This window comes from Nocardiopsis lucentensis DSM 44048 (assembly GCF_000341125.1).
Classification (GTDB): Bacteria; Actinomycetota; Actinomycetes; order Streptosporangiales; family Streptosporangiaceae; genus Nocardiopsis; species Nocardiopsis lucentensis.
This window is the reverse complement of record NZ_ANBC01000454.1, coordinates 1-14,442: the sequence shown is the minus strand read 5'-3', so window position 1 is coordinate 14,442 and position 14,442 is coordinate 1. Positions and strand designations below refer to the sequence as shown.

14 protein-coding genes and 2 pseudogenes are annotated in these 14,442 nt (G+C 71.1%); 6 read left to right on the top strand and 10 right to left on the bottom strand.

Annotated elements, in window-relative coordinates:
• The 3 genes and pseudogenes from D471_RS34655 to D471_RS41830 form a co-directional block, all read left to right on the top strand.
• Positions 1–1,945 (top strand): ATP-binding protein (locus D471_RS34655; RefSeq protein ID WP_017599566.1); only part of this gene is annotated, 1,945 nt, incomplete at its 5' end.
• 270 nt (positions 1,946–2,215) lie between these two features.
• Positions 2,216–3,466: pseudogene (locus D471_RS0116055) on the top strand (M14 family metallopeptidase); the annotation flags it as partial.
• A gap of 16 nt (positions 3,467–3,482) precedes the next feature.
• Positions 3,483–3,800: a type II toxin-antitoxin system VapB family antitoxin gene (locus D471_RS41830; protein ID WP_338045339.1), complete on the top strand. Its 318-nt coding sequence runs from the start codon at positions 3,483–3,485 to the stop codon at positions 3,798–3,800.
• On the opposite strand, the gene D471_RS0116050 is transcribed toward D471_RS41830, so the two are convergent.
• The 4 genes from D471_RS0116050 to D471_RS0116035 form a co-directional block, all read right to left on the bottom strand.
• Positions 3,748–4,020, bottom strand: coding sequence for a type II toxin-antitoxin system RelE family toxin (locus D471_RS0116050; RefSeq protein WP_017599564.1), 273 nt, complete (start codon positions 4,018–4,020; stop codon positions 3,748–3,750). The two genes, D471_RS41830 and D471_RS0116050, sit on opposite strands and share 53 nt — an antisense overlap.
• On the bottom strand, positions 4,004–4,228 hold the full coding sequence (relB, locus tag D471_RS0116045) for a type II toxin-antitoxin system RelB family antitoxin (protein ID WP_017599563.1): 225 nt from the start codon (positions 4,226–4,228) through the stop codon (positions 4,004–4,006). Before relB ends, D471_RS0116050 begins: the two co-directional genes overlap by 17 nt.
• A gap of 101 nt (positions 4,229–4,329) precedes the next feature.
• On the bottom strand, positions 4,330–5,679 hold the full coding sequence (gene allB / locus D471_RS0116040; protein ID WP_017599562.1) for an allantoinase AllB: 1,350 nt from the start codon (positions 5,677–5,679) through the stop codon (positions 4,330–4,332).
• A complete protein-coding gene (locus tag D471_RS0116035; protein ID WP_017599561.1) occupies positions 5,679–6,959 on the bottom strand; it encodes a DUF6986 family protein in 1,281 nt (426 codons plus the stop codon). Before D471_RS0116035 ends, allB begins: the two co-directional genes overlap by 1 nt.
• Before the next feature lie 341 nt (positions 6,960–7,300).
• On the opposite strand from D471_RS0116035, the gene D471_RS0116030 reads away from it, so the two are divergent.
• Positions 7,301–8,035, top strand: a complete 735-nt coding sequence (locus D471_RS0116030; RefSeq protein WP_026127781.1) for an IclR family transcriptional regulator — start codon at positions 7,301–7,303, stop codon at positions 8,033–8,035.
• Positions 8,036–8,202: 167 nt separating this feature from the next.
• Here D471_RS0116030 and era read toward each other — a convergent pair whose 3' ends face one another.
• The 6 genes from era to D471_RS0116000 all read right to left on the bottom strand — a co-directional run bounded on the left by era (position 8,203) and on the right by D471_RS0116000 (position 13,266).
• Positions 8,203–9,171: a GTPase Era gene (era, locus tag D471_RS0116025; RefSeq protein WP_017599559.1), complete on the bottom strand. Its 969-nt coding sequence runs from the start codon at positions 9,169–9,171 to the stop codon at positions 8,203–8,205.
• A gap of 9 nt (positions 9,172–9,180) precedes the next feature.
• Complete coding sequence (locus D471_RS0116020) at positions 9,181–9,525, bottom strand: hypothetical protein (RefSeq protein ID WP_017599558.1); 345 nt, start codon at positions 9,523–9,525, stop codon at positions 9,181–9,183.
• Complete coding sequence (locus D471_RS0116015; RefSeq protein WP_017599557.1) at positions 9,522–10,907, bottom strand: hemolysin family protein; 1,386 nt, start codon at positions 10,905–10,907, stop codon at positions 9,522–9,524. Before D471_RS0116015 ends, D471_RS0116020 begins: the two co-directional genes overlap by 4 nt.
• Positions 10,904–11,392, bottom strand: a complete 489-nt coding sequence (ybeY, locus tag D471_RS0116010; protein WP_017599556.1) for an rRNA maturation RNase YbeY — start codon at positions 11,390–11,392, stop codon at positions 10,904–10,906. Before ybeY ends, D471_RS0116015 begins: the two co-directional genes overlap by 4 nt.
• Positions 11,393–11,549: 157 nt before the next feature.
• Positions 11,550–12,641, bottom strand: coding sequence for a PhoH family protein (locus tag D471_RS0116005; protein ID WP_017599555.1), 1,092 nt, complete (start codon positions 12,639–12,641; stop codon positions 11,550–11,552).
• 274 nt (positions 12,642–12,915) lie between these two features.
• The gene (locus D471_RS0116000) at positions 12,916–13,266 is read right to left on the bottom strand and encodes a histidine triad nucleotide-binding protein (protein WP_017599554.1); all 351 of its coding nucleotides are present in this window, start codon (positions 13,264–13,266) and stop codon (positions 12,916–12,918) included.
• Positions 13,267–13,613: 347 nt separating this feature from the next.
• Between D471_RS0116000 and D471_RS0115995 the strand changes: the two genes are divergently transcribed.
• Both D471_RS0115995 and D471_RS0115990 read left to right on the top strand, forming a co-directional pair.
• Complete coding sequence (locus D471_RS0115995) at positions 13,614–14,144, top strand: SigE family RNA polymerase sigma factor (RefSeq protein WP_017599553.1); 531 nt, start codon at positions 13,614–13,616, stop codon at positions 14,142–14,144.
• Positions 14,141–14,442: pseudogene (locus tag D471_RS0115990) on the top strand (hypothetical protein); the annotation flags it as partial. The gene D471_RS0115995 and the pseudogene D471_RS0115990, both read left to right, overlap by 4 nt.

Sequence of the window (14,442 nt, the reverse complement as noted above, 5' to 3'; positions counted from 1 at the left end):
GGCTGCCGAACTGTTCACCCAGCGGGTGGCCGCCTCCCTGCCCGAGTTCACGGTGGACGCGGACAACGCCGCCGCCGTCGCCGCGATCTGCCGCCACCTGGACGGACTGCCGCTGGCCCTGGAACTGGCCGCGGCCCGGGTGCGCTCCCTCGGCGTACACGAGCTGGCCGCCCGCCTGGACCACCGTTTCCAGGTCCTGGGCAGCGCGGGCCCTGGCCTGCACGAACGCCAGCGCACCCTGCACGCCCTGGTGGACTGGAGCTGGCAGACGCTCGACGACCAGGAGCGGGCCGTCCTGCGCCGCCTGTCGGTGCACGCCGGGCCGTTCGACCTGGACGAGGCGGAGGCGATCGCCGGCCTCTCCCCCGAGGGCGCACCCGCGCTCGGGCGCCCGAGCGTGGCCGGGCTGCTCGCCTCGCTCGTGGACCGGTCCCTGGTCGTGGCCGAGCCGGACCCGCCCTCCACCCGGTACCGGCTGCTGGAGACCATCCGGGCCTTCGCGCGAGAGCGGCTGGTCGACGCCGGTGAGGAGACCGCGGCCATGCGCGCGCTGGCCGAGCACCTGGCCGAGGAGGCCGCGCGGTTCGAGCCGCGCCTCTTCGGCCCCGGCGGCGAACACGGGCGCCACCTGGAACGGCTGGACCACGAGACGACGAACCTGCGCACGTCCGTGGAGGGGGCCGCCGCCCGGGGGGAGGCCGGGCTGGCCCTGCGCATCACCGGCTCCCTCGGCTGGTACTGGTACCTGCGCGGGCGCTACCGAGAGGGACACCGTCTGCTGTCTCTGGCCCTGGCCGCGGCGGGTGACGCCGCCGACGCCGACCGCGCCGCCGGACTGCTCTGGCACGCCGCCCTGTCCTTCGCGGACGCCCCCGCTCCGGAGGCGATGGAGACGGCCCGGACCGCGATCGACCTGGCGGCACGGCTGCCGGACCCCGTCGCGCTCGCCCGGGCCCGCACGGTCCTGGTCTTCATGACGCGCACGGCGGAGCTGGAGGGGACGCGCCTGGAGCTGCCGGACGAGCATTTGGCGGCGGCCCTGGCGATCTTCGAGGCCCGGTCGGACCAGTGGTGGCGGGCCTTCGCCCTGCACATGCGCGGTTGGCGGGCGCTGCGGCGCAGCGAGTTGGCCGAGGCCGGGCGCGACGGGCGGGAGAGCCTGTCGCTGTTCGAGGAGCTGGGCGAACCCTGGGGGCGGGTTCGCGCGGGCAACCTGCTCGGTGTGCTGGCCGGGATCGAGGGCGACTACGCGGAGGCGGCGCGGCTGCACCGCGACGCGCTGGACCAGGCGGAGCGGATCGGCCTGTGGCCGTCGGTGGTCGAGGAGCACACCCGGATCGCGCGGGTCCACCTGCTCAACGGGGACCTCGACGCATCGGACGAGGCCAACCGCCGCGCCATCGCCGTGGCCACCGAGCAGGGCCTGTCTGATCGGGCGCGGTTCGCCCGCGTGGGTCTGGGATTGAGCGCGCGGCGACGCGGGCGCGTCGACGAGGCTGAGGAGCACTTCTCCGCGGTCCTGGCCAGCCACCGGGAGGACGGCTACCGGCCGGGACTGGCCTTCACCCTGGCCGAACTGGGATTCTGCGCCGAGATGCGCGGGGACCCGCGGGCGGCGCGGGAGCGGCACGCCGAGGGGCTGGAATACGCCCGCCAGAGTGATGATCCCCGCGCGGTGGCCTTCTCCCTGGAGGGGTTGGCGGGCGTGGCCGCCGCCGAGGGGGACGGTGTGCTCGCCGCGCGGCTGTTGGGTGCCGCCGCGAGCGCCCGGGAGGACGTCGGGGTGCCGCTGCAACCCGGCGACCGGTTCGACGTCGACCGCCTCACCAGGGCCGTCCACGCGCTGATCGGCACCGCCGACGCGGACCAGGAGTTCGCGTTCGGGCACACGTCCGGGACCGGGGCCGCGATCGGCTGGACGCCGGCGCGGGCACCGGTCGGTTAGCCGCCTCCGGCGGGCTCGCGGACGGGCCTCGAAAGGGTCCGCGCGCCGACCGCCGGGGGTGTGCGCCCCGTGCACACTGTGGCCACATCCGGCCACGGTGTGTGCCCGTCGGCCGCCTCGGGAAGCGGGCCCCACCTGCCGAAGGCGTCAAACCAGGCGTTCCGCTCCGATGGACACGCTCAGTTAGACGGATTGACAGCATTTGCGGCTTTATTTAGCAATGACGCCAAATGCCCGATGCCTCACCCCCCGCTCCACGGAGGCAGTGTCATGCGTTCCCCCACCCCCCGAAGAATCCTCACCCCCCTCGCGATCGGCGCGCTGGTCCTCGGACTGTTCAGCCCCGTCAGCGCCGAGTCCGCCGACGACCCCGCGCTGTACGAGGTCAGCGGCGTGTCGACCGCCCAGGAACGGACCGAGATCGCCTCGACCGGCGCGGCGATCGACGACATCAGCGCCGACACGGTGCTCGTCACCGCGACCTCCGAGAGCGTCGAGGCCATCGACGACCTCGGGTACGAGGTCACCGAGTTCGCCCCGCCCACCACGCAGCTCGCCCCCGACAACGGGTACACCACGTACGCGGAACTGCGGGACGTCGTGGACCAGGTGACCGCCCAGAACCCCGGGATCGCCGCCCAGTCGGTCTACGGGTACTCCTACCAGGGGCGTGAGCTGATCGCGGTCAAGATCAGCGACAACGTCGGCTCGGACGAGGACGAGCCCGAGGTCCTGTTCACGCACTCGCAGCACGCCCGCGAGCACCTGACGGTCGAGATGGCCGTGTACCTGATGGAGCTGTTCACCAGCGAGTACGGCTCCGACGCCAGGATCACCGACCTGGTGGACAACCGGGAGATCTGGATCCTGCCCAACGTCAACCCCGACGGCGCCGAGTACGACATGGCGGGCTCGTCGTGGCGGTACTGGCGCAAGAACCGGCAGCCCAACGCGGGTTCGTCCTACGTCGGCACGGACCTGAACCGCAACTGGGACTACAACTGGGGCTGCTGCGGCGGTTCGTCGGGCAGCACGTCCAGCTCGACCTACCGGGGCGCCTACCCCGAGTCCGCCCCCGAGGTCTCGGCGGTCGCCGACTTCGTGCGCGGCCGGGTGGTCGGCGGCGAGCAGCAGATCACGTCCGCGATCGACTTCCACACCTACAGCGAGCTCATCCTGTGGCCGTTCGGCTACACCTACGACGAGGTGACCAACGGGATGAACCGCGACGAGTACGACACCCACGCGGCACTGGGCACGCACATGGCCCAGGCCAACGGGTACACGCCCCAGCAGTCCAGCGACCTGTACGTGACGGACGGGACGATCAACGACTGGCTGTGGGGCGACCAGCGGATCGTCAACTTCACCTACGAGATGTACCCGAGCAGTTACTGGGGCGGCGGCTTCTACCCGCCGTCCTCGGTGATCGACCGGGAGACCGCGCGTAACCGGGAGGCCGTCCTGCGCCTGCTCGACTACGCCGACTGCCCGTACCGCATCATCGGCGAGGAGGNGGCTGCCCCCGCCCACACCCGTGGCCCCGGCGCGCGACCGCGCGCCGGGGCCACCAGTCCGTGGATTGCGCACTGCGATCGACCCGGCATCCCTAGGGTGGTCAGAGATCGAACGCCGGGAGGCCTCCGTGAGCATAGCCCTGATCGACATCGACGACGAGGCACTGACCAGAGCCGCCGCGGTCCTGGGCACCTCGACCCCCGAGGAAACCGTCAACGCCGCCCTCCGGCAGATGGTCGAACGCGCGCGACGGATGTCCGCCCTGCGAGTGGGAGCCCCTGTGGTCAGCCCCGATACACCTGGCTCCGGTGACCCACGTGAAGAACGAGAACCGTGACGATCCCGTCCTGGATGTCAGCGATGATCCGATAGTCCCCGACTCGATAGCGCCAGAGGTCACCCAGCCTGTTGCCCTGCAGAGCATCCCCGAGAGCGCGTGGATCCTCGGTGCCCGAGATCCGGTCGTTCAGGAACCGGAGGATTCTTCGTGCGACCTGTCCGTCCAGCTTGCGCAGCTCACGCTTGGCGTCGTCGTGAAGTTCAACTTTCCAGGCCATACTCGTCCATCACGTCCGAGAGCGGCGTCGTACCGCTCCGCCCCGCCCGCAGGTCCTCAAGCCTGCTCTCGGCGATGTAGACCTCTTCCAGCTCATCCAGGTGAGCGACGATCGCCTCTCGGGCGTAGAAGCTCTTCGACCTGCCGGTTTCCTTGGCCAGAGCTTCGAGTCTCTCCTCGATCTCGGCCGGAAGTCGCAGTGCCAACATGGTGAACCTCCCTGGTTGCTATACAAGTATAGCAACCAGGGAGCCCTCGGCGCGTGACGGTCCCGGCACGCGCTCGCGCCGGGACCGCGCTGCCAGGAGCCTCAGCCCCGGGTCAGCAGCCGCCCGGCGGGGGCGGCCAGGTCGACGTCCGCGCCGCGCAGGATCGTGCGGCGCACCCGGCCCACCAGGTCGGCGCCGTCGTAGGCGCTCACCGGGTTCTTGTGCTGGAGGTCGCGCGCGACCACGCGCAGCGGCTCCTCGGGGGCCACGACCGCGAAGTCCGCGTCGCCGCCCTCGACGATCGCGCCCTTGCCCTCGACCCCGGCGACCCGTGCCGGGCCGGAGGACATCCACCGCACGACGTCCACCAGGGGCACACCGCGCCGGCGCGCCTCGGTCCACACCGCGCTGAAACCGACCTGGAGCCCGGACACCCCGCCCCAGGCCGTCCCGAAGTCCCCCGTGTCCAGGTCCTTCAGGTCCGGCGTGCTCGGTGAGTGGTCGCTGACCACGCAGTCGATCAGGCCGTCCGACAGCGCCCGCCACAGCAGGTCGCGGTTGGCGTGGTCGCGGATGGGCGGGCAGCACTTGAACTGGGTGGCCCCGGCGGGGATCGCCTCGGCCTCCAGCGTCAGGTAGTGCGGGCACGTCTCCACGGTCAGCGGCACGCCGTCGGCCCGGGCCTGGGCGATCAGCGGCAGTGCCGAGGCACTGGACAGGTGCAGGATGTGCGCCCGGGTCCCGGTCCGGCGGGCGGTCTCGATGACCAGCGCGATCGCCTCGTGCTCAGCCTCGTCCGGACGCGAGGCCAAAAAGTCCGCGTACTCGCGGCCCGACGCGGCGGGAGCCTCGTCCAGCACCGACGGGTCCTCGGCGTGCACGATGATCTGGCCGCCGAACTCGCCGATCGCCTCCGCCGCCGTGCGCAGCTGGTCGGGTGACAGGTGGCCGAACTCGTCCACTCCGGACGGCGACAGGAACGCCTTGAACCCGTACACGCCCTGCTCGTGCAGCGCCCGCAGCTCCTTGGTCGTGCCGGGGGTGCTGTTCTCGGGCACGGCGCCGCCCCAGAACCCGACGTCCACGGCGACCTGGTCGCGCGCCACGGAACGCTTGGTGCTCAGGCCGTCCACCGTGGTGGTCGGGGGCACGCTGTTGAGCGGCATGTCGACGATCGTGGTCACCCCGCCCAGAGCGGCGGCGCGGGTGGCGCTGGCGAAGCCCTCCCACTCGGTGCGGCCCGGTTCGTTGACGTGCACGTGGGAGTCGACCAGGCCGGGCAGCAGCACCTCGTCGTCAGCCAGGGTGATCTCCCTGTCCGCGGTGGCGGGGGCGTCCGCGCCGGGCAGGACGGCGGTGATCCGGCCGTCGGTGACGGCGACGGTCACCGCCCGCTCTCCCTCGGGGGTGACGGCGCGGCTCGCGCGCACGAGGAGGTCGTGGGTGGTCATCACTGCTCCTGTCCGACTCGGCGGGTGGCCAGGGCCAGCAGCGTGGCCGTGTCCGTCCCGGTGTGCTCTTCGATCTCGTCCTCGTCCAGAGCGCCGCAGCGCAACCCGTTGACCAGGGCTGACGCCAGCGCCTGCGCGGTGGCGGGCTCATCCATGACGCCACCGGCCACGGCGCCGAAGTAGGCCTTGAGGCGGGCCGCGGCGGGCGCGAACGCCTCCCGGTAGAAGGCGTAGGTGGCCAGGAAGCGCATGGGCAGCTGGTTCGGGTGCAGGTCCCAACCCTGGTAGTACCCGCGCTCCAGGGATCGGCGGACCAGGCCGGAGTGCAGCCGCCAGGCGTCGTGTACCTCAGCGCGCCCTCCCACGGGCAGGATGTTGCTGCCCCCGTCGGAGAGCCACACGCCGGTACCCGCGGCGGCGAGCTGCATGACGGCCTTGGCGTGGTCGGCGACCGGGTGGGCCAGGCTCTGGTAGGCGGCGGTGATCCCGCAGGCCGCGCTGTAGTCGTAGGTGCCGTAGTGCAGCGCGCTCGCGCGGCCCTGGCTCGCCCCGATCATCCGGGCCACGGCGGCGGTGCCGTCCTGGAGCAGGATCGACTGGGGGGTCTCGATCTGGAGCTCGAACCGCAGGCGCCCCTCGGGCAGGTCGAAGCGCTTCTCCAACCGCTCGCAGACCCAGGCCATGGCCTCGACCTGTTCGACGGAGGTGATCTTGGGCAGGGTGAGGACGAGGTTGTCCGGGAGGGAGCCGCGACGCTCCAGGAGGGTCTGGAGGAACAGGGTGAGGCTGCGGATCCCGCGGTGCCGTCCGGCGGCCTCCATGCCCTTCATCCGGATGCCGAAGTAGGGGGTGGCGGTGCCCGCCTCCAGGTCGGCGCAGAAGGCCCCGGCGGCGGAGGCCACGTCGGCGTCCTCGGCCTCGTCACCGCGGTTCCCGTACCCGTCCTCCAGGTCGGCGCGCAGGTCCTCGATCGGTTCGCGGGTGAGTTTGGCGCGCACACGGGGCAGCGCCTCGGCCACGGCGGACTCGCTCAGCCCGGTGACCTCGGCGAGGTCGGCGGCCTTGGGGGCGAACTCGTCGAGGGCCGTCAGGGCGTCGCGCCCCCAGTCGGCGGCCAGCCCCGGACGGATCCGGTCGGCGGGAACGTAGACGGTGTGCACCGGCTGACGAGCCGTGTTGGCCCCGGGGTACTCACGGGCCAGGCGCGCGTCGGCGTCGGCCAGGCGCGCGTCCAGCGCGGTGGTGAGATCGTCGAGGGACAGGGGGTCCTCCGCTGTCACGTTGCGGTTCCTCTCCGTGGGGGTGGCTCGGCCTCCCGTGGGAAGGCCCACCAAAATTCCTATATGCGGATGTTAACTTCTGCGATTCGGAATAACAAGAGTTCAGTGGTGTCGGGAGTACCCCTGATCGCCCCGAACCATGTGGATTCGGGCAGCACTACGTGACGGCCACGTGCTATAGAGGACTCAGAGATGGGAAGTACTTTTCGTATCGCAGAATAAAGACCGTGACCTCAAGCGGCCTTCACATGGGAGCATGACCTTTGTCAGCCTCGCAGACCACCCAGACGGACACCCCGCCCCTGACCGAGGAGACCGGCAGGCGCGGTCGTTCCGGTGGGGTGCAGTCCCTCGAACGCGCCTTCGCCCTACTGGAGATCATGGCGGAGGCGGGCGGTGAGACCTCCCTCAGCCAACTCGCCGAGTCGTCCCAGCTGCCGCTGCCGACCATCCACCGCATCATCCGCACCCTGGTCGGCAACGGCTACGTACGGCAGCTGCCCTCGCGCCGCTACGCCCTCGGCCCCCGGCTGATCGGTCTGGGCGACAAGGCCTCGCAGATGCTCGGCACCTGGGCCCGGCCGCACCTCGCCCACCTGGTCGAGGTCCTGGGCGAGACCGCCAACCTGGCGATGCTCGACGGCGACAAGGTCATCTACGTGGCGCAGGTGCCCTCACCGCACGCCATGCGCATGTTCACCGAGGTCGGCCGGCGTGTCCTGCCGCACTCGGCCGGGGTCGGCAAGGCCCTGCTCTCACAGCTCAGTGACGACGAGGCGCTGGCGACCGTGCGCCGTACGGGCATGCCCGCCGCGACCGACCGCACCATCACCAACCCCGAGGACTTCGCCGCCGAACTCCAGCGCATCCGCGAACGCGGCTTCGCCATCGACGACGGCGAGCAGGAGATCGGCGTGCGCTGCGTGGCGGTCCCGGTCGAGGGCGCACCCTCTCAGATGGCCGTGTCCGTGTCGGGCCCGGACCGCCGCGTGACCTGGGAGTTCGTCGACCGCGCCGCTCCCCTGGTCCAGGAGGCCGCCCGCACCCTGGCCACCGACCTCAACAACCAGAGCTGACCGGCCCCCGATGACGGAGGGGCCGTGGCCGGCGTCGGCCACGGCCCGCTTCCGTTCCTTGGCACGGCCGCCCAAGGGGGGTGTCGTTCGGGCGCCGCCGAGGAGGAAGAATCCCTGCCCCTCGGGCGCCCGAACCCGGCCCAAAGCGAAGCGGAGGACCACAAAGACTAGGTCTGCTGGTCGAAGCCCAGTCTGCGCAGCTGCTTGGGGTCGCGCTGCCAGTCCTTGGCCACCCGCACGCGCAGGTCCAGGAAGACCCGCCGCCCCAGCAGCCCCTCGATCTGCTTGCGGGCCCGCGAACCGACGTCCCGCAGCCGGGATCCCTTCGACCCGATGACGATCGCCTTCTGGCTGGAGCGCTCCACGTACAGCGAGGCGTAGATGTCCACCAGCTCCTTGCCCGGCCTGGTGTTCTCCCGCTCGTTCATCTCGTCCACGACCACCGCGATCGAGTGCGGCAACTCGTCGCGCACACCCTCCAGGGCGGCCTCGCGGACCAACTCCGCCACGAGCATCTCGTCGGGCTCGTCCGTCAGGTCTCCGTCCGGGTACAGCGGCGGCCCCTCGGGCAGGTGGGAGCACAGCACGTCGGTGACGGTGTCGAGTTGGAAACCGCCCTCCGCCGACACCGGGACGATGTCGGCCCACTCGCCCAGCTCCTGCACCGCGAGCAGCTGTTTGCCGACGGTCTCCCGGTCGACCAGGTCGGTCTTGGTGACCAGCGCGACCACGGGGGTGTTGGTCTGCTCCGCCAGTTCCTTGGCGATGTAGGTGTCACCCCGCCCGATCGGCTCGTTGGCGGGCAGGCAGAACGCGATCACGTCCACCTCGACCAACGTGGACCGCACCAGCGAGTCCAGCCGCTCCCCCAGCAGTGTGCGGGGCTTGTGCAGGCCGGGTGTGTCCACGATGATCAGCTGCGCGTCCGACCGGTGGACGATCCCGCGCACCGTCCGCCGTGTCGTCTGCGGCCGGTTGCTGGTGATCGCCACCTTCTGACCGACCAACGCGTTCATCAGGGTGGACTTGCCCACGTTGGGGCGGCCCACGAAGCAGGCGAACCCGCTGCGGAAACCCTCCGGGTGGGAGGGCGCGGGCAGCGGAAGCAGCAGCTTCTCCAGGTCGAGGTCGTTCATCATTCCTTCTCAGCGCCGGGTGACGCTCGCGGGCACCCCGTCAGGGGCCGCGATCACCACCAGCTGGGTCTTCAGGTCGTCCGCCACCGCGCGGTCGTCCTCAGTCAGTTCCTTGGCCTCGGTCACCACCACCGCGGCCTCCAGGGCGGAGGCCTCGCTTGACACGGCCGCCGCGACGGCCGCCTGCAACGCGGTCAGCTGGAGCGAGGGCAGCGCGACCGTCGTGGCGACGTAGGTGCGCCCGGTCTCGTCGCGCACCGCCGCGCCCTCGGCCGCCGCGTTGCGGGCCCTCGAGGCCCGGGCGAGGGTGATGAGCTTGCCGTCCTCGGGGCCCAGCCCCGTCGTCTCCGTCACTGCTCCGTGCTCCTTACGTCCTCGTTCTTCCCCTGACCGTCGGGGGCCCCGCCGCCGTCCGGCAGACGCTCCACCAACACCGTGGTCAGGCGGTTCCGGCGGCCGTTGCGGCCTTCCAGGGTGAGTCTGAGACCAGCGTATTGCGCCTGTGCCCCGCCCGTGGGGACCCGCCCCAGCACGAAGGCGACCAGACCGCCGACCGTCTCGACGTCGGGCACGTCCAGGTCCCGGTCGGGGAACAGTTCGTCGAGTTCCCCCAACGGCAGGCGCGCCGTCACACGCACCCGGGTCCCGTCCAGCCACTGCACGGGCGGGATCTCGTGGTCGTACTCGTCGGTGATCTCACCGACGATCTCCTCCACGATGTCCTCCAGGGTCACCAGACCCGCGGTACCGCCGTACTCGTCGATGGCCACGGCGACGTGGTTGCGGTGCTTTTGCATCTCGCGCAGCAGCTCGTCGATGGGCTTGGTGTCGGGTACGTACGTCGCCGGACGCATCACGCCCCCCGCCGACAGCGGCGGCTCCTCGCCCCCTCCGGCGGTGGCCGACCAGCGGTCGCGCAGCCGCTCGACGACGTCCTTGAGGTAGACGATGCCGACCACGTCGTCCTCGTCCTCACCCGTCACGGGGATCCGTGAGTAGCCGCTGGCCAGGGCGAGCGACAGGACCGCGTCGGCGTCCGCGTCCCGGTTGGTGAACACGATGTCGGGCCTCGGCACCATCACCTCGCGTACGGAGGTGTCGTCGAGCTTGAACACCGAGTGGATCATCTGGCGTTCCTCGGGGTCGATGACCTCGCCGCGCTCGGCCAGGTCCACGAGTTGACGCAGCTCGACCTCGGTGCTGAACGGTCCCTCGCGGTCCCCCTTGCCCCTCGGGGTGAGCGCCCGTCCCAGCCCCACCAGGAGTTGGGCGACCGGGCTCACCACCACCTGCGCCGGGTGGAGGACGGCGGCGCTGGCCCTGGCGATCGGTCCGGCGAACTGGCGGCCCAGGATGCGCGGGGCGATCGCGACGAACACCGACTCCACCACGACCAGTGTCAGGAGCGCCAGGACCAGCGCGGGCCAGCCCGGGCCCAGCAGGAACACCATGCCCAGCGCGGTGGCCAGGGTCGCGCACACCTCGGCGACCACGCGCAGGAACAGCAGGACGTTGAGGTGACGGGTCGGGTCGGCGGCCACCCTCTCCCAGCGGGGGCCGGTGCCCCTCTCACCAGGGCTCTCGGGCAGTCCGACCGAGCCCACCCGGGTGACGGCCACCTCGGCGGCGGCCAGGAACCCGGCCACGGCGATCAGCAGCAGGGCGGCGGCGAACGCGCCGCCCCACAGGACGGGATCACCCGCGGCCAACGCCGTCGGGGCCGACGCGGCGCTCATCGGTCGCTCTCGTCTCCCCCGGCCGAGGCCGCCTCACGCTCGCGCCAGGAGGCGAGGATCTCGCCTTGGAGGCCGAACATCTCCTTGTGCTCGTCCGGCTCGGCGTGGTCGTAGCCGAGCAGGTGCAGGATGCCGTGCGTGCACAGCAGGTCGATCTCGGCCTCGGTCGGGTGCCCGGCCTTGAGCGCCTGGCGCTCGGCCACCTGGGGGCAGATGATCACGTCACCGAGGACGCCCGGTTCACTGGTACGGCCGGGGCCTCCGGGACGCAGCTCGTCCATCGGGAAGGACAGAACGTCGGTGGGTCCGGGCTCGTCCATCCACCGCACGTGCAGGTCCGTCATCGGCTCCTCGTCCACCAGGACGACGGAGAGCTCCGCCAGCGGGTGGACGCGCATGGCGTCGAGCACGTGCCGAGCCAGGCGGGAGAGTCGCTCCTCGTCCACGGTGGTGACGCCCGACTCGTTGGCGACGTCGATACTCATCGTTTGCGGATGCCTCACTTGGAAATCGTCATGGCCGGGCGGGGTGACCGCCCGGCGGCGCGTCACCGCCTGCGGCCGCGCCGGGGCGTCCGACACCGGTGGGCCCGCACCACGGCGGGCCCACCAGCTCGAACGTTGTACTACTCCAGTCTGCCCGCTATTTCGCGTGGGGGCTCCCGGGGCCGGTGTCGGTCGGGGTGTCGGCGGAGCCCTGCCGGGGCCCCGTGCGGCGGGGCCGTCCGCCGTTGGCACCCGAGCGGCCGCCCTGGGCGGCGTCGTAGCGGCCGTAGGCGTCCACGATCTGCCCGACGAGCTTGTGGCGGACCACGTCCTCGCTGGACAGGCGACAGAAGGCGATGTCGTCGATGTCACTCAGGATGTTCTCGATGGTGCGCAGACCGCTGGTCTGCCCGCCGGGGAGGTCGACCTGCGTGACGTCACCGGTCACGACGATCTTGGACCCGAAGCCGAGCCTGGTGAGGAACATCTTCATCTGCTCGGGCGAGGTGTTCTGGGCCTCGTCCAGGATGATGAAGGAGTCGTTGAGACTACGCCCGCGCATGTACGCCAGGGGCGCGACCTCGATGGTCCCGGCCGACATCAGCTTGGGGATCGAGTCGGGGTCGAGCATGTCGTGCAGCGCGTCGTACAGCGGCCTCAGGTAGGGGTCGATCTTCTCGTAGAGCGTGCCCGGCAGGAAGCCCAGCCGCTCGCCCGCCTCGACCGCGGGGCGGGTGAGGATGATCCGGTTGACCTCCTTGTCCTGGAGCGCCTTGACGGCCTTGGCCATCGCCAGGTAGGTCTTGCCGGTTCCCGCCGGACCGATGCCGAACACGACCGTGTGCCGGTCGATGACGTCGACGTACCGCTTCTGGTTGACGGTCTTGGGGCGGATGGTCCTGCCCCGGTTGGACAGGATGTTGGTGGTGAGCACGTCGGCCGGGCGTTCCGAGCCGGGCGTGCGCAGCATGTGGATCATGCGCTCGATGGTGTCGGGGGTGACGTGGGTGCCGCTCTTGGCGAGTTCGATGAGCTCCTCGACGAGGCGGACCACGACCGCGGTCTCCTCGGGGCTGCCGCTGATCGTGAACTCGTTCCCACGGACGTGGATGTCACTGTCGAAGGCCCGTTCCAGAACCCTGAGGAGTTCGTCCCCCGAGCCCAGCAGGCTGACCATCGTGTGCTCGTCCGGGACCACGACCTTGACCTGGGTGTCCTGTCGCGGTTGCGTGTGCGTTGTCTCGGCCATGACGGGGCCTTGCGGCCGCTGTCCCTACCCTTCGATCCGACCCCGCCCTCGCTGGCGGGGTGCGACGCCTGCGGCACCCGAGCCGGTACCGGGCCCGTTCTTCGAACCGGTGCCTCCTGCGGCTCCCCGGCCCCTGGGGCCACGCCTCGAGTCTACCAACGCGCCGTCATCCTGATCGATCGCTTTTTCGACCGCGGCCACGCCCTCGCGCCTGCCCGGAGCAGGGATGTTGACGCGGGCCGCCGCGAGGCGAAGGTCCCGCGCCAGGCGCCGTCTACCCGGGCGGCCAGTTCAGGCCGCGTCCGCCGAGCAGGTGACCGTGCAGGTGGAACACCGTCTGCCCGGCGCCGCTCCCGGTGTTGAACACCAAGCGGTACCCCGCGTCGGCCACGCCCTCGGCCTCGGCCACCTCACGGGCCTCCAACGCGATCTCGTCCAACAGCCCCGTCCCGGCGGCCGCGGCGGCCGCGGCGTCGGGGTGGTGGTCACGCGGGACGATCAGCACGTGCGTGGGGGCCTGGGGGTTGATGTCGCGGAAGGCGACGGTGCGCTTGCCCTCGCGGACGATCTCGGCGGGCACCTCCCCCCGTACGATCTTGCAGAAAAGGCAGTCGGCCTCGGCCATCGATTACCTCCGTCGGGGGACTGTCGCCCGGTTGTTCCCGCTCCCGCGCCCCGCATGGCGGGTTTCGGCGGAGCGGCCGTCTCGGATTGTCCGGTCACCATGATGCCGCAGGTCCCGGCCACCGGGACCGTGAAGGCCCGGACCGGAACACCTGGTACCGCGTCTCCCATCGGAAGAATCGCGATAGGCTTTGCACCCGTGCGCGTCGGGTCGTCGGCCTCCTCCGCCGATGTCCACCCTCCAGCGTGTTCGGACCGGAACGCACCCCTACTTGGAAAAGAAGAGGTATGCCCTTTCGTAAACCCCGCGACAAGGGTGTGCGTCGAACTGATGTGACGACAGAAACCATGGTGGCGGGAGCCACCACGGCTCCCCTCGCCGTGGGCTGGGACGCCGACCACGCGGTGACCGAACTCTATCGGGAGCACTACCGACCGCTGGTCCGTCTCGCCTCGCTGCTCGTCCGGGACCACGCGACCGCGGAGGAGGTCGTGCAGGACTCCTTCGTCGCCATGCACTCGGCCTGGCGACGGCTGCGCGACCCCAACAAGGCCCTGTCCTACCTTCGGCAGGCGGTCGTGAACAAGGCGCGGTCGGTGCTGCGCCACCGGGCCGTCGTGGAGAAGCACGCACCCAAGGCGCTACCGGACGCTCCCAGCGCGGAGCACGGCGCCATGAACCAGTTGGAGCGCGAGGCCGTGATCAGGGCCCTGCGCAAACTACCCACCCGTCAGCGAGAGGCCATCGTGCTCCGGTACTACGGCGACCTGTCCGAGGCGCAGATCGCGGACGCCATGGGGATCAGCAAGGGCGCGGTGAAGAGTCACACGTCCCGTGGTATCTCCGCGCTCCGCTCCGTCCTGGAGCAGACGACATGAGCAGCCCATCCGAGAACGACGAGTTCGAGAGCCGACTCCGCTCGATCCTCAGATCCGAGGCGGACGCGTGCGAGCCCTCCGCGGAGGGGCTGAACCTGATCCGTGAGCGGACCGGGCGCGCCCGAGGCGGTTGGTTCGGACTGCCCTGGCTACGCCCCGCGCTCGCGGTGGCGGGGGCGGTCCTGATCGCCGCGTCCGTGGTCATCTCCAACCCCGAGGTCCGCGACCAGGTGCTGGAGATCGTCCCCGCGGGCGCCAACCGCGAGGGCGCACCCCCGGCGGCCGCCCCCTCCGAGGA

What these genes read in the sequence shown, in the direction of transcription:
- D471_RS0116050 (WP_017599564.1), bottom strand. Translation starts at nt 4,020, where the DNA reads ATGGCCTGGAAAGTTGAACTTCACGACGACGCCAAGCGTGAGCTGCGC.
- relB (WP_017599563.1), bottom strand. Translation starts at nt 4,228, where the DNA reads ATGTTGGCACTGCGACTTCCGGCCGAGATCGAGGAGAGACTCGAAGCT.
- allB (WP_017599562.1), bottom strand. Translation starts at nt 5,679, where the DNA reads ATGACCACCCACGACCTCCTCGTGCGCGCGAGCCGCGCCGTCACCCCC.
- era (WP_017599559.1), bottom strand. Translation starts at nt 9,171, where the DNA reads ATGAACGACCTCGACCTGGAGAAGCTGCTGCTTCCGCTGCCCGCGCCC.
- D471_RS0116015 (WP_017599557.1), bottom strand. Translation starts at nt 10,907, where the DNA reads ATGAGCGCCGCGTCGGCCCCGACGGCGTTGGCCGCGGGTGATCCCGTC.
- ybeY (WP_017599556.1), bottom strand. Translation starts at nt 11,392, where the DNA reads ATGAGTATCGACGTCGCCAACGAGTCGGGCGTCACCACCGTGGACGAG.
- D471_RS0116005 (WP_017599555.1), bottom strand. Translation starts at nt 12,641, where the DNA reads ATGGCCGAGACAACGCACACGCAACCGCGACAGGACACCCAGGTCAAG.
- D471_RS0116000 (WP_017599554.1), bottom strand. Translation starts at nt 13,266, where the DNA reads ATGGCCGAGGCCGACTGCCTTTTCTGCAAGATCGTACGGGGGGAGGTG.
- D471_RS0115995 (WP_017599553.1), top strand. Translation starts at nt 13,614, where the DNA reads ATGGTGGCGGGAGCCACCACGGCTCCCCTCGCCGTGGGCTGGGACGCC.